Annotated in this window: 14 protein-coding genes; 10 read left to right on the top strand and 4 right to left on the bottom strand. The window is 65.5% G+C overall.

Annotated features, from left to right (window positions below; genetic code table 11):
- Positions 1-50: 50 nt before the first annotated feature.
- From CLU90_RS08075 to CLU90_RS08035, 9 genes are all read left to right on the top strand, one after another.
- The gene (locus tag CLU90_RS08075; RefSeq protein WP_092714497.1) at positions 51-2,255 is read left to right on the top strand and encodes a two-component system response regulator; all 2,205 of its coding nucleotides are present in this window, start codon (positions 51-53) and stop codon (positions 2,253-2,255) included.
- A 130-nt stretch (positions 2,256-2,385) separates the two neighbouring features.
- Positions 2,386-3,252: an urease accessory protein UreD gene (locus tag CLU90_RS08070; RefSeq protein ID WP_092714499.1), complete on the top strand. Its 867-nt coding sequence runs from the start codon at positions 2,386-2,388 to the stop codon at positions 3,250-3,252.
- A gap of 26 nt (positions 3,253-3,278) precedes the next feature.
- The gene (locus CLU90_RS08065) at positions 3,279-3,581 is read left to right on the top strand and encodes an urease subunit gamma (protein WP_034751936.1); all 303 of its coding nucleotides are present in this window, start codon (positions 3,279-3,281) and stop codon (positions 3,579-3,581) included.
- 21 nt (positions 3,582-3,602) lie between these two features.
- Positions 3,603-3,932 carry an urease subunit beta gene (locus CLU90_RS08060; RefSeq protein ID WP_034751935.1) on the top strand — a complete coding sequence of 110 codons (330 nt, stop codon included), beginning with the start codon at positions 3,603-3,605 and terminating at the stop codon, positions 3,930-3,932.
- 1 nt (position 3,933) lies between these two features.
- Entirely contained in the window at positions 3,934-5,634 is a 1,701-nt protein-coding gene (gene ureC / locus CLU90_RS08055) for an urease subunit alpha (protein WP_092714501.1), read from the top strand.
- Positions 5,635-5,647: 13 nt separating this feature from the next.
- A complete protein-coding gene (gene ureE / locus CLU90_RS08050) occupies positions 5,648-6,172 on the top strand; it encodes an urease accessory protein UreE (protein ID WP_092714503.1) in 525 nt (174 codons plus the stop codon).
- Positions 6,172-6,852, top strand: coding sequence for an urease accessory protein UreF (locus CLU90_RS08045; protein WP_092714734.1), 681 nt, complete (start codon positions 6,172-6,174; stop codon positions 6,850-6,852). The genes ureE and CLU90_RS08045 overlap by 1 nt, the downstream gene beginning before the upstream one ends.
- Positions 6,853-6,875: 23 nt before the next feature.
- Entirely contained in the window at positions 6,876-7,514 is a 639-nt protein-coding gene (gene ureG / locus CLU90_RS08040; protein WP_092714505.1) for an urease accessory protein UreG, read from the top strand.
- Entirely contained in the window at positions 7,511-8,071 is a 561-nt protein-coding gene (locus tag CLU90_RS08035; protein ID WP_232731122.1) for a HupE/UreJ family protein, read from the top strand. Before ureG ends, CLU90_RS08035 begins: the two co-directional genes overlap by 4 nt.
- On the opposite strand, the gene CLU90_RS08030 is transcribed toward CLU90_RS08035, so the two are convergent.
- A complete protein-coding gene (locus tag CLU90_RS08030; RefSeq protein ID WP_092714509.1) occupies positions 8,068-8,679 on the bottom strand; it encodes a 1-acyl-sn-glycerol-3-phosphate acyltransferase in 612 nt (203 codons plus the stop codon). The genes CLU90_RS08035 and CLU90_RS08030 overlap by 4 nt on opposite strands.
- A 249-nt stretch (positions 8,680-8,928) precedes the next feature.
- Between CLU90_RS08030 and CLU90_RS08025 the strand changes: the two genes are divergently transcribed.
- Positions 8,929-9,150, top strand: coding sequence for a hypothetical protein (locus CLU90_RS08025; protein ID WP_092714511.1), 222 nt, complete (start codon positions 8,929-8,931; stop codon positions 9,148-9,150).
- 107 nt (positions 9,151-9,257) lie between these two features.
- On the opposite strand, the gene CLU90_RS08020 is transcribed toward CLU90_RS08025, so the two are convergent.
- The 3 genes from CLU90_RS08020 to CLU90_RS08010 form a co-directional block, all read right to left on the bottom strand.
- Positions 9,258-10,322: an alkene reductase gene (locus tag CLU90_RS08020; protein ID WP_100427641.1), complete on the bottom strand. Its 1,065-nt coding sequence runs from the start codon at positions 10,320-10,322 to the stop codon at positions 9,258-9,260.
- A 56-nt stretch (positions 10,323-10,378) separates the two neighbouring features.
- The gene (locus tag CLU90_RS08015; RefSeq protein WP_092714515.1) at positions 10,379-10,675 is read right to left on the bottom strand and encodes an ArsR/SmtB family transcription factor; all 297 of its coding nucleotides are present in this window, start codon (positions 10,673-10,675) and stop codon (positions 10,379-10,381) included.
- 139 nt (positions 10,676-10,814) lie between these two features.
- Entirely contained in the window at positions 10,815-11,987 is a 1,173-nt protein-coding gene (locus tag CLU90_RS08010; RefSeq protein WP_100427640.1) for a helix-turn-helix transcriptional regulator, read from the bottom strand.
- Positions 11,988-11,995 lie beyond the last annotated feature (8 nt).

Raw genomic sequence — 11,995 nt, 5'->3', positions numbered from 1 at the left:
AGCGCGGCAAACGAGCGCCGCGCCTCATCCAAAGCTGAGAGAACTGCTACATGCACCGCGATTTTTCGGAAGTGAACTCGAAGGGCGAAGTACTGATCGTTGAAGATACGCCGGCTTCGCTGAAGCTGTTGAGCGATTTGCTGGGCGGCGCCGGCTATGCCGTGCGCCAGGCGCCGAACGGTGAGCTGGCCCTGTGGACGGCCCAGGCGCGCCCGCCGGAGCTGATCCTGCTCGACGTGCGCATGCCCGGCCTCGACGGCTTTGAAGTATGCCGCCGCCTGAAGGAGATACCGTCCCTGCGCCAGGTGCCGGTGATCTTCCTGTCGGCGCAGTACGACACGGACGACAAGGTGCGCGGCTTTGCGCTGGGCGCCGTCGACTTCATCGCCAAGCCCTTCCAGGCCGAGGAAATCCTGGCCCGCACGGACGCCCATGTGCGCCTGGCGCGTGCGCAGCTGCAGCTGGCGCAGGAGCGCGCCAACCTTGAGCGGAGGGTGGCCGAACGCACGGCCGAACTGGAACAGGTGGCCAGCACCCTGGCGCGCGAAGTGCAGATCCGCCGCGCCAATGAAGAGTTGCTGCGCCTGTCGGGCCAGGTCTTCGAAGCGACGCAGGACGCCATCCTGATCACGGATGCATCGGGCGTCATCGTCACGGCCAATCCCGCTTTTACACGCATCACCGGTTACGCGGCGCCGGAAGTGGTGGGTACGGACATCCTGCGCCTGCACGCCGAACACACGGGCGAAGCGGTGCTGCAGGCCATGCGCCAGGGCTTGCGCAGCAGCGGCTGCTGGTCGGGTGAGGTGCAGACGCGGCGCAAGAGCGGCGACACCTATCCCTGCCTGCTCAGCGCCTCCACCGTGCACGGCCCCGATGGCGCCGTCGTCAACTACATCGGCGTCTTCCTCGACATCAGCGAGCGCAAGGCCGAGCAGCACCTGATCGACTTCCTCTCCTACCACGATGCGCTGACGGGCTTGCCGAACCGCGTGCTGCTGCGCGAGCGCTTCGAACAGGCGCGCGCGAACGCCGTGCGCGACGGCCAGCAGGTGGTGCTGATGTGCCTGGACCTGGACCGCTTCAAGAACATCAACGATTCGCATGGACAGGCCGTCGGCGACAAGGCGCTGCAAGTGGTGGCGCGTTTCCTGTCCGGCTGCGTGCGCGAGGGCGACACGGTGGTGCGCCAGGGCGGCGACGAATTCCAGATCCTGCTGCAGGACGATGCCCTGCTGGGACGCACCCTGGGGCTGGCGCAAACCATCCTGGCCGGCTTGCGCGAAGAATTGAGCGTCGATGGCGAACGCCTGGCCCTGACGACCAGCATCGGCATCGCCATGTGCCCGGCCGATGGCGACAGTCTCGACGACGTGCTGCGCCACGCCGACACGGCCCTCGTGCGCGCCAAGGAAATGGGACGCGACCATTACGCCTTCTTCACGGAGCGCATGGGCAGCGATATCCGCGCCCGCCTGGCCATGCAGCAGCAGCTGCGCGGCGCCATCGGCCGCGATGAATTCGACGTGCACTACCAGCCGCAGATGTGCTTGCGCACGGGCGCCTTGCTGGGTGCGGAAGCCCTGCTGCGCTGGGATAACCCCGTGCTGGGCAAGGTGCCGCCCAGCCTCTTCATCGCGCTGGCCGAGGAATACGGTTTGATCACGGCCATCGGTGAATGGGTGCTCGAAAGCGTGTGCGCGCAAATCCGCGCCTGGCACGACGCGGGCCTGGGCAGCATCAAGGTGGCCGTCAACCTGTCCGGCAAGCAGTTCGCGCAGGACCGCACGGTGCCCTTCGTCGAGGCGGCCTTGCGCAAATACGGCATCGCGCCCGCTTGCCTGGGCATCGAGATCACGGAAAGCACGGTGATGGGCGACCCGGACAAGGCCGTGGCGGCCCTCACGCGCCTGAAGGATATCGGCGTGGGCATTTCGCTCGACGACTTCGGCACCGGCTATTCCAGCCTCGGTTACCTGAAACGCTTTCCCATCGACGTGCTCAAAATCGACAAATCCTTCGTCGACGACGTCACCACCAGCAGCAGCGACGCGGCCATCGCCCGCTCCGTCATCTCGCTGGCGCACAACCTGGACATGCGCGTCATCGCCGAAGGCGTGGAAACGCGCGAACAGGTCGACTTCCTGACGGAACACGGCTGCGATGAAATGCAGGGATATTATTTCAGCCGTCCGCTGGCCGCGGATGCCTTCACGGCCTTGCTGCGCGAACGGCGCACCCTGGCCGCGACCTAAATACCGCGGTGCGGCCGATGCACCATGCCGGTGCGTCCGCTGCAGCGCGGTGCGCGATTCTCACGTTTCCTTCCCCTGACGCTGGCACATATCCTGCTTAGGTAATCGCTTATTTACGCGATTGCCACGCATGCCAGACAGACCCCATCCAGCCACGCCTTCACCAGCCAGCACGCATAGCGCCTGGCAGGCGCAGCTGCGCCTGGGTTTTGCGCTTCACGATGGCGTCAGCCGCCTCGTCGAGCGCACGCACAGCGGCCCCCTGCGCGTGCAAAAGCCCCTGTACCCGGAAGGCGACGCCGTCTGCCACGCCATCATCATCCACCCGCCCGGCGGCGTGGTGGGCGGCGACCAGCTGGCCGTCGACGCCACAGTGGGCGAGGGCGCGCGCGCCTTGCTCACGTCGCCGGGCGCGGCCAAATGGTACCGCGCCAACGGGCATGTCTCGGGCCAGCACGTCGTGCTGCGCGCCGGTAGCGGCGCGGCCATCGAGTGGCTGCCGCAGGAAAGCATTTTCTTCGACCAGGCCTGCGTGCGCCTGCGCCACGAGGTGGAACTGGCGCCCGACGCCAGCTACATCGGCTGCGACATCGTCTGCCTGGGGCGCAGCGCCTCGGGTGAAGTTTTCAACACGGGCAGCATCGATCAGCAGGTGCAGATCCGCCGCGGCGGCAAGCTGCTGTGGTGGGAACAGGGCGTGCTGGCGGCCGGCGGCGCGCTGATGGCCAGCCCGCTGGGATTGGCGGGCCACACGGTGTGCGCCACCCTGATCGCCGTCGGCACGCAAGTTACGCCCGCCGTGCTGGCGGCCGTGCGCGGGATCGGCGTGCCGGCCGGCGCCGCGTTTGGCGCCACGCACATGAAATCGCTGGTGGTGGTGCGCCTGCTGTGCGGCGACAGCGAGGCGGCGCGCCGCGTCATGCTGGCCGCCTGGCAGCTGCTGCGCCCCGCCATGCTGGGACGCGACGCCGTCGTGCCCCGCATCTGGAACACTTGAACAAGCAAGGAATCACAAGGAAAAACATGGACCTGACTCCCCGCGAAAAAGACAAGCTGCTCATTTTTACGGCCGCGCTGCTGGCCGAACGGCGCCTGGCGCGCGGCTTGAAGTTGAATTATCCGGAAGCGGTGGCCCTGATCAGCGCGGCCATCATGGAAGGCGCGCGCGATGGCAAGTCGGTGGCGCAGCTGATGTCGGACGGCACGAAGATACTCTCGCGCGCCGACGTCATGGACGGCATCGCCGAGATGATCCCCGACATCCAGGTGGAAGCGACCTTCCCCGATGGTAGCAAGCTGGTGACCGTGCACCACCCGATACCGTAGTTTTTTGAGAAGGAGCCCCTCATGACCCCAGGCGAATACCAATTGGAAGAAGGCGAAATCAGCTTGAATGCCGGGCGCGCCACGGCCACCGTGGTGGTGGCCAACCGGGGCGACCGGCCGATCCAGGTCGGCTCGCACTTCCACTTTTTTGAAGTCAACCCGGCGCTGGCGTTCGAGCGCTGGCGCGCCTACGGCATGCGCCTGAACATCACGGCCGGCACCGCCGTGCGCTTCGAACCGGGCCAGCAGCGCACCGTGGAACTGGTGGCGCTGGCTGGCGAGCGCAAGGTGTACGGCTTCAATGGCGAAGTGATGGGCGAACTGCAAGACACTCCACCGGGAAAGGATTGAGATGGCCAGTATTCCCCGCAGCGCGTATGCCGAAATGTTCGGCCCCACCAAGGGCGACCGCATCCGCCTGGCCGACACGGAACTGTTCATCGAGATCGAGCATGACTATGCGATCTACGGCGAAGAGGTGAAATTCGGCGGCGGCAAGGTGATCCGCGACGGCATGGGCCAGTCGCAGCGCTGCGCGGCCGAGGTGATGGATACCGTCATCACGAATGCCGTCATCCTCGACCACTGGGGCATCGTGAAGGCCGATATCGGCTTGAAAAATGGCCTGATCTTCGGCATCGGCAAGGCGGGCAACCCCGACATCCAGCCTGGCGTGACCTTGCCCATTGGCGGCGCCACCGAGATCATCGCCGGCGAAGGCATGATCGTCACGGCCGGCGGCGTCGACACGCACATCCACTTCATCTGCCCGCAGCAGATCGAGGAAGCGCTGATGAGCGGCGTGACGACCATGCTGGGTGGCGGCACGGGGCCGGCCGTGGGTACGGCCGCCACCACCTGCACGCCGGGGCCGTGGCACTTGCACGCCATGCTGGCGGCCGCCGACGCCTTCCCGATGAACCTGGGCTTCATGGGCAAAGGCAATGTGAGTTTGCCGCTGCCGCTGGAAGAACAGGTGCGCGCGGGCGCCGTCGGCCTGAAACTGCACGAAGACTGGGGCAGCACGCCGGCCGCCATCGACAACTGCCTGTCCGTCGCGGACCGCATGGATATCCAGGTGGCGCTGCACAGCGATACCCTGAACGAAGGCGGTTTTCTCGAGCATACGCTGGCCGCCTTCAAGGACCGCACCATCCACACGTTCCACACGGAAGGGGCGGGCGGCGGCCATGCGCCCGACATCATCGCCGCCGTGGGGCAAGCCAACGTGCTGCCCTCGTCGACCAACCCGACGCGCCCATTTACCGTCAACACGCTCGACGAGCACCTGGACATGCTGATGGTGTGCCACCACCTGGACCCGGCCATCGCCGAAGACGTGGCCTTTGCCGAGTCGCGCATCCGCCGCGAAACCATCGCCGCGGAAGACATCCTGCACGACATCGGCGCCATCTCGATGATGTCGTCCGACTCGCAAGCGATGGGGCGAGTCGGCGAAGTGATCATGCGCACCTGGCAGACGGCGCACAAGATGAAGGTGCAGCGCGGTGCCTTGGCGCCCGACACGGCCCGCAGCGACAATTTCCGCGCCAAGCGCTACATCGCCAAGTACACGATCAACCCGGCCATCACGCACGGGATTGCGCACGTGGTGGGCTCGATCGAGGCGGGCAAGATCGCCGATATCGTGCTGTGGAAGCCGGCCTTTTTCGGCGTCAAGCCGTCGATGATTTTAAAGGGCGGCATGATCGCGGCCGCGCAGATGGGCGACCCGAACGCGTCGATCCCCACGCCGCAGCCCGTGCACTACCGCATGATGTTCGGCGCCTTCGGCGGCGGCCTGAAAAAGTCGTTTACGTTTGTGTCGCAGGCGGCCTACGACCTCGATATCGGCCACCAGCTGAAACTGAACAAATCCGTCATCGCCGTGAAGAACATGCGCGGCTTGCGCAAGCACGACATGATCCACAACGGCGCCACGCCGCACATGGAAGTGGACCCGGAAACCTATGCCGTGCGCGCCGACGGCCAGCTGCTCGTGTGCGAGGCGGCCGCCGTGCTGCCGATGGCGCAGCGCTATTTTCTATTTTAAGCAGGAGACAAGCATGCTGACTTTGCATACCAAATTAGGTCCCGACGATGAGCGGGCACCCACCGCGCAACTGGTTCTGCCCTACGACCAGCGCGAAAAATGCCGGCTGCGCGCCGTGCTGTCGAATGGCGGCGACGTGGCCGTGTTCACCGTGCGCGGCACGGTGCTGCGCGACGGCGAGCGCATGACGGGGCCAGGCGGGCAGGTGGTGCAGATCGTCGCCGCGCGCGAGCCGACCTACCTGGTGCGGTGCGCCGATGCGCATACCCTGCTGCGCTGCGCTTTCCACCTGGGCAACCGCCACACGCAGGCGCAGGTGGGCGACGGCTTTTTGCGCATCCGCAAGGACGTCGTGCTGAAGGAGATGCTGGAAGGCTTGCAGGCGATGGTGACGGAAGAAAGCGCGCCGTTCGAGCCCGAGGCGGGCGCGTACGGCGGCGGCCATGGCCACCACGACGGCCACGGCCAGCACTTGCTGGCGCCCGTGCCGCTGCGGCAGAAGATCCACCGTCCCAGTGATGCGCCGGGCGCCGCATGATGCAGGCGTCGGCCCTGCTGCACTTGCTGCAGTTCGCCAGCCCGGCCTTGCCGATCGGCGCCTACAGCTATTCGCAGGGGCTGGAAGCGGCGCTCGAGTCTAGCCTGGTGCACGACGCGGCCACGGCGCGCAACTGGATCGCCGAGCATCTGGCGCAGGTGGTGGCGCGCTGGGAAGCGCCCCTGTGCTGGCGGCTGATGCAGGCGTTTGAAGAACAGGATTTGCGCGCCGTGCAGCGCTGGAGCGAGCGCTTCATCGCGTCGCGCGACACGGCGGAATTTCGCGCCGAAACCATCCAGATGGGCTATTCCCTGACCAAATTGCTGGCCGAACTGGGCGTGGCCGACGGCGTCCTGATCGACATGCTGCAGGGACAGGCGGAAGTGGCCCTGCCGACGGCCTATGCCTGCGCCGTGGCGGCGCTGGCCATTCCCCGCGAAGAGGCGCTGCTGGCCATGCTGTTTGCGTGGGCTGAAAACCAGGTGCTCGTCTGCGTGAAATCCGTGCCGCTGGGGCAGGTGGCGGGGCAGCGTTTGCTGCTGTCGCTGCGGCCGGACCTGGAAGCGGCGGCCATCACGGCGCAAACCTTGCAAGACGACGAGATGGGCAACTGGGCGCCGGGCCTGTCGCTGCTGTCGATGCGCCATGAAGTGCAGTACAGCCGCCTGTACCGTTCCTGAACACTACAACGAGAGACCATACCATGACTTCGATCACCTCCAATCCGCTGCGCGTGGGCATCGGCGGGCCCGTCGGCTCGGGCAAGACGGCCCTGTGCGAAATGCTGTGCAAGGGCATGCGCGAGCGCTACGACATGGCCGTCATCACGAACGACATCTACACCAAGGAAGACATGGAAATCCTGCTGCGCGCGGACGCCTTGCCGGCCGAGCGCCTGATGGGGGTGGAGACGGGCGGTTGCCCGCACACGGCCATCCGCGAAGACGCGTCGATCAACCTGGAAGCCATTGCGCGCATGCAGGCGGATTTCCCCAACCTCGATTTGATCCTCGTCGAATCGGGCGGAGACAATCTGGCCGCCACTTTCAGCCCGGAACTGTCGGACCTCACCATTTACGTGATCGACGTGGCCGGCGGCGAAAAAATCCCGCGCAAGGGCGGGCCCGGCATCACCCGTTCCGATTTGCTGATCATCAACAAGACGGACCTGGCGCCGTACGTGGGCGCCAATCTCGACGTGATGGCGCAGGACGCCAAGCGCATGCGCGGCGAGCGCCCCTTCGTGTTCACCAACCTGCGCAGCGGCGACGGCGTGCAGGTGGTCATCGACTTTATCCGCGAGCAAGGTTTGCTCGATCAACCAGGCAAGGAGCTGCAATGACTGCAACACTGATGAAGAGAACGGCCGCCGTGGCTGCCCTGTGTCTGCTGGCCATGCCCGCCATGGCCCATCCCGGCCACGGCGAAAGCGCGGGATTTCTGGCCGGTTTCGCCCATCCGTTCACGGGCATCGACCATTTGCTGGCCATGCTGGGCGTGGGTATCTGGGGCGGCCAGCAGCGCCGCGGCCTGGCCCAGCCCGCCACATTTCTCGGCATGATGCTGCTCGGCGCGCTGGCCGGCATGGCGGGCTTGACGGTGCCCGGGCTGGAAACGGGCATCGCCGCCACGGTGGCGCTGGTAGGCCTGGCCATCGCGCTGGCGCTGGCCTTGCCGAACTGGCTCGGCATGGGGTTGGTGGGCCTGTTCGCCTTGGCGCATGGCAATGCGCATGGTCAGGAATTGCCGGCCGCCTCGGCCGCCTGCGGCTTCATGCTGGCCTCGGCTGTGCTGCTGGGTGCGGGACGTTTCACCGGCCAGGTGCTGGCCGAGCGCATGCTGCGCGTGGCCGGCGTCGCCTTGACGGCCGCCGGCGTGGTGCTGATGGGAGTTGCTTAGGCCCCAGGGCGGCGTTCCGACAGCACGATGGGCGCCGCCTTTTCCGGATGCAAGCCCTGGTGGCCCGCATACACGGCGGCAATGGCGGCCATGTCGGCGTCCTTGTCGCCCGTCAAATACAAATGGTCGACGACGCCCAGCACCTTGTTCGGATAGTCGATGTAGACCAGCAGCAAAGGCACCTTGGCCGCCACGGCCAGGTGATAAAAGCCGCTTTTCCAGTTCGGACGGTAGCTGCGCGTCGCTTCCGGCGTGATGGCCAGCCAGTACCAGTCGGCGGCCAGCATGCGTTCGGCCTGGCGCTGTATCGTGCCGCTGGTGGTGCTGCGGTCGACCGGTTCGCCACCCAGGTAGCGCAGCACCTTGCCCATCGGGCCGCGGAACAGCGAATCCTTGGCCAGCCAGCGGAAGGGCAGCGACAGCGCCCATTTGCCGAACAGGCCCACCATGAAATCCCAGTTGGACGTGTGCGGGTAGACGACGGCGATGCCGCGCGGCCCCGGCAAGGGGCGAAAGCGCATGCGCCAGCCAAACAGCTGCAGCACGCGCAGCGCGCAGCGCTGGTGCCAGGTCGGCAAGTCGCCCGCTTGTACAAATAAATCGTCCATTGATACCCTTCAGTGACACTATTCTTAATGGGATGGCGCTGGTGGCCATTTTCCTTGAAGCAAAAATTCTGCGCAGGCATTCTATACGGGGCTGGCGGTGGCGACAAGCAGCCGAGGCCGCTATTCATGCGGTGTCGGGGCCGTTGCGGGCTCTATTTTAACGATGCTTTGCCACGGTGTCGGGCACTAAATGGGCACAATGTGGTCAAAACTTGATGCAAGGTCGATCCACCCGATAGGAGCCATGGCATGAAAAACAGTATCGATGATGTACCTGGGCAGCATGCCCGAACGGACAAAGTGATGGCCGAGCTCGTCGAGCGCGGCGTGGCGTTCCATCATGCGCTGGGACGAACGGTGGCGACGGCCTACCTGCGCGAGCACGCGGTGCCGGCCGAGGTGATACGCCGTGTCTTCAGCAGCGTGCAGGCGCGCCGTCCGGCCCGGCCGGCACGGCGCCGATGGCGCTGAAGGACAGACAAAAACGGCGGGCGCCGCGATCGTCACGCAGTCCTTTGCGTTCGTATCGTTGCGCCCGCCGCCGGGGGGAAGCCGCTGGTTGCTGCTCAGGGTGCCGTTCAGCCGTGGGCCGCCAGCGCCGGATAGTCCGTGTAGCCGGTCGCGTCCGGCGCGTACAGGGTAGCCGGGTTCAGCGGGTTCAACGGTGCGTCGCTGTGCAGGCGGATGGGCAGGTCGGGGTTGGCGATGAACCACAGGCCAAAGGCGATGGCATCGGCTTCACCCTTGGCCAGCAGGGCTTCGGCCGCCGCCTTGTCCATTTTCTCGTTGGCGATGTACACGCCGCCGAATTCCTGCTTCAGGTAAGGGCCCAGGCGGTCGTCGCCCAGCGCTTCGCGCGCGCAGATGAAGGCGATGCCGCGCTTGCCCAGTTCGCGTGCCACATAGCCGAAGGTGGCGTGCGGGTCGGAGTCTCCCATGTCGTGCGCATCGCGGCGCGGCGCCAGATGCATGCCGACCTTGTCCGCGCCCCATACTTCGATGCACGCGTCCGTCACTTCCAGCATCAAACGGGCACGGTTTTCAATTGAGCCGCCATAGTTGTCGGTGCGCAGGTTGGTGCTGTCTTGCAGGAACTGGTCGAGCAAATAACCATTGGCGCCGTGGATTTCCACGCCGTCGAAGCCCGCTTTTTTCGCATTTTCCGCGCCAAGGCGGTAGGCCGCCACGATGCCGGGAATCTCTTCCGTATCGAGTGCGCGCGGCGTGACGAATTCCTGTTGCGGGCGCACCAGGCTTACATGGCCGGCCGGCTTGACGGCGCTGGGCGCCACGGGCAGGTCGCCGTCGAGGAAGAGCGGCGCGGAAATGCGGCCCACGTGCCACAGTTGCAGCACGATCAGGCCACCCGCGTCATGCACGGCCTTGGTGATGTGTTTCCAGCCTTCCACCTGTTCCTCGGACCAGATGCCCGGGGTGTCGGCATAGCCCACGCCCTGCGGCGTGACGGCCGTCGCTTCCGAGATGATCATGCCGGCCGAAGCGCGCTGCGTGTAGTACTCGGCCATCAGGGCGTTGGGCACGCGGCCCGGATTGCCGGCGCGCGAACGCGTCAGCGGCGCCATGATGATGCGGTTTTTCAGTTGCAGGCTGCCAATGGTGATGGGATCGAATAAAGTTGCCATGGTGGTTGTCTTTCCTGTCGAGAGTGCCGCGTGCGGCGATGTGGATGGGGTTGCTGTTACAAACCTTGCTGCATGTGATCGAGAAAGGCCTGGATGGTCGCTTCATTGCGGCTGAAGAAACTCCATTGGCCCACCTTGGTGGCCGAAATCAGGCCCGCCTTCTGCAAGCTGGCCAGGTGCGCCGACACCGTCGATTGCGACAGGTTCAGGCGCCGGTCGATCAGGCCGGCGCACACGCCCAGGTGCAGCGGGTGATCCTGCTCCTGGAAATGCTGTTCCGGCTCCTTCAGCCATTGCAAAATCTGCCGGCGTACCGGATTGGCCAGCGCCTTGTGGATGGCGTCGATATCCATATTGTTTCTCCTGAACATACAATTCGCTTTCCAGCGATGTATATATCGTGATTGTTCAATTCTAATATCGCTGTTTTACGATATGGCTATCTTACGATATAAATGAAAAGCGTGCTGGCGGCACGCATTTTTGAAGGATTCAGGCGGGAAGGGGATTGCGCTGCAGCACGGCCGGACCTGTCAGCACGATGCGCACCAGGTCCACCTGGCGCTGGGCGCCGGCCTTGGCGGTGGCGCTCTTGATCTGCGTGCGCGCCGTGTGGATGGAGATGCGCTGGCGTTCGGCGTATTCCTGCAGGGAATAGCCGTTGACGAGCGCTTCCGTCAGGCGCGCCTCGGCCACCGTCATGCCATAGAAATTGCGCAGGGTGGCCGCCAGCGAGGTGATCAGGTCGCTGCTGTCGCTGAGGAAGACGGCGATGGCGCTGGCCGAGCCGAACGGGCTGTGCCAGGAGGGCAGGGGCGTGACGCGCAGGCGCAGCTGTTCGCCCGTCAGTCCGTTCAGATTGAGCACGCCGCCGGGGCCGCCTGCCGCCGTCGTGCCGGTTTGCGCGGCCTCATGCAGCATGCGCCGCAGCGCGCCGTTGTCCGCTTCGCGCGGGCAATACAGGGGCGCGCCTTCGCGCAGCTGCAGCAGCCGTGCCGAAGCCGTCATGGCCAGCGCGCGTTCGTTGGCGTACAGCAGTTGCGACGTGGCGTCGAGCAACAGCACGCCAAACGGCAGTAATTCCAGCACCTGGGTGGAACTCTGGGACAGCACTTCCAGCCGGCGCAGCTTGCGCTGCAGGGCAAACGCCGTTTGCAAATGCGGCATCAGCTTGCGGATCAGCGCCAGCTCGCCCGCGTCGTAGGCGCCCGCCTGTTCGCGGCGCACCACGGTGACGTTGGTGGAGCGCTCGGCGCGCAGTTCGACGATGGCCGCCGCCGTATAAAAGATGTCTTGCGGACGCAGCCAGTCCGTCCAGTATTCGGTTTTCTTCAGGCAATGGTCGGGAAACAGCATGGAGCCGGTGACGACGGCGCCTTCGCGGTGCAGGGAAGCGTCTTCCAGCCAGACGTTGCGCGCACCGTAATAGCTGGCAAAGCTGGCCATGGCGTCCGATGCGAAGCCATAGGTGGCGGCCAGGCCGCTGCCAGGCAGCTGGACATCGACCGAGCGGTTGCTGAAATCATTGGCCCAGATCAGGCCAGCGTGCGACTTCAGCTGTTGCGCCAGGGCGGCCAAGAATTGCGACCAGGCGCCATGCCGCGTGGCCGCTTCGTAGATCAGGGTAATCAGTGCCTGGCTGGCAACGGCGAGCGATGGCGTCATTGGCGATC

The sequence above is a fragment of the Janthinobacterium sp. 67 genome, from assembly GCF_002797895.1.
In the GTDB taxonomy this organism is placed as follows: Bacteria; Pseudomonadota; Gammaproteobacteria; order Burkholderiales; family Burkholderiaceae_D; genus Janthinobacterium.
The sequence above is the reverse complement of the archived record's forward strand: the minus strand, read 5'-3'. Positions and strand labels throughout refer to the sequence as shown.

What these genes read in the sequence shown, in the direction of transcription:
- CLU90_RS08075 (WP_092714497.1), top strand. Translation starts at nt 51, where the DNA reads ATGCACCGCGATTTTTCGGAAGTGAACTCGAAGGGCGAAGTACTGATC.
- CLU90_RS08070 (WP_092714499.1), top strand. Translation starts at nt 2,386, where the DNA reads ATGCCAGACAGACCCCATCCAGCCACGCCTTCACCAGCCAGCACGCAT.
- CLU90_RS08065 (WP_034751936.1), top strand. Translation starts at nt 3,279, where the DNA reads ATGGACCTGACTCCCCGCGAAAAAGACAAGCTGCTCATTTTTACGGCC.
- CLU90_RS08060 (WP_034751935.1), top strand. Translation starts at nt 3,603, where the DNA reads ATGACCCCAGGCGAATACCAATTGGAAGAAGGCGAAATCAGCTTGAAT.
- ureC (WP_092714501.1), top strand. Translation starts at nt 3,934, where the DNA reads ATGGCCAGTATTCCCCGCAGCGCGTATGCCGAAATGTTCGGCCCCACC.
- ureE (WP_092714503.1), top strand. Translation starts at nt 5,648, where the DNA reads ATGCTGACTTTGCATACCAAATTAGGTCCCGACGATGAGCGGGCACCC.
- CLU90_RS08045 (WP_092714734.1), top strand. Translation starts at nt 6,172, where the DNA reads ATGCAGGCGTCGGCCCTGCTGCACTTGCTGCAGTTCGCCAGCCCGGCC.
- ureG (WP_092714505.1), top strand. Translation starts at nt 6,876, where the DNA reads ATGACTTCGATCACCTCCAATCCGCTGCGCGTGGGCATCGGCGGGCCC.
- CLU90_RS08035 (WP_232731122.1), top strand. Translation starts at nt 7,511, where the DNA reads ATGACTGCAACACTGATGAAGAGAACGGCCGCCGTGGCTGCCCTGTGT.
- CLU90_RS08030 (WP_092714509.1), bottom strand. Translation starts at nt 8,679, where the DNA reads ATGGACGATTTATTTGTACAAGCGGGCGACTTGCCGACCTGGCACCAG.
- CLU90_RS08025 (WP_092714511.1), top strand. Translation starts at nt 8,929, where the DNA reads ATGAAAAACAGTATCGATGATGTACCTGGGCAGCATGCCCGAACGGAC.
- CLU90_RS08020 (WP_100427641.1), bottom strand. Translation starts at nt 10,322, where the DNA reads ATGGCAACTTTATTCGATCCCATCACCATTGGCAGCCTGCAACTGAAA.
- CLU90_RS08015 (WP_092714515.1), bottom strand. Translation starts at nt 10,675, where the DNA reads ATGGATATCGACGCCATCCACAAGGCGCTGGCCAATCCGGTACGCCGG.
- CLU90_RS08010 (WP_100427640.1), bottom strand. Translation starts at nt 11,987, where the DNA reads ATGACGCCATCGCTCGCCGTTGCCAGCCAGGCACTGATTACCCTGATC.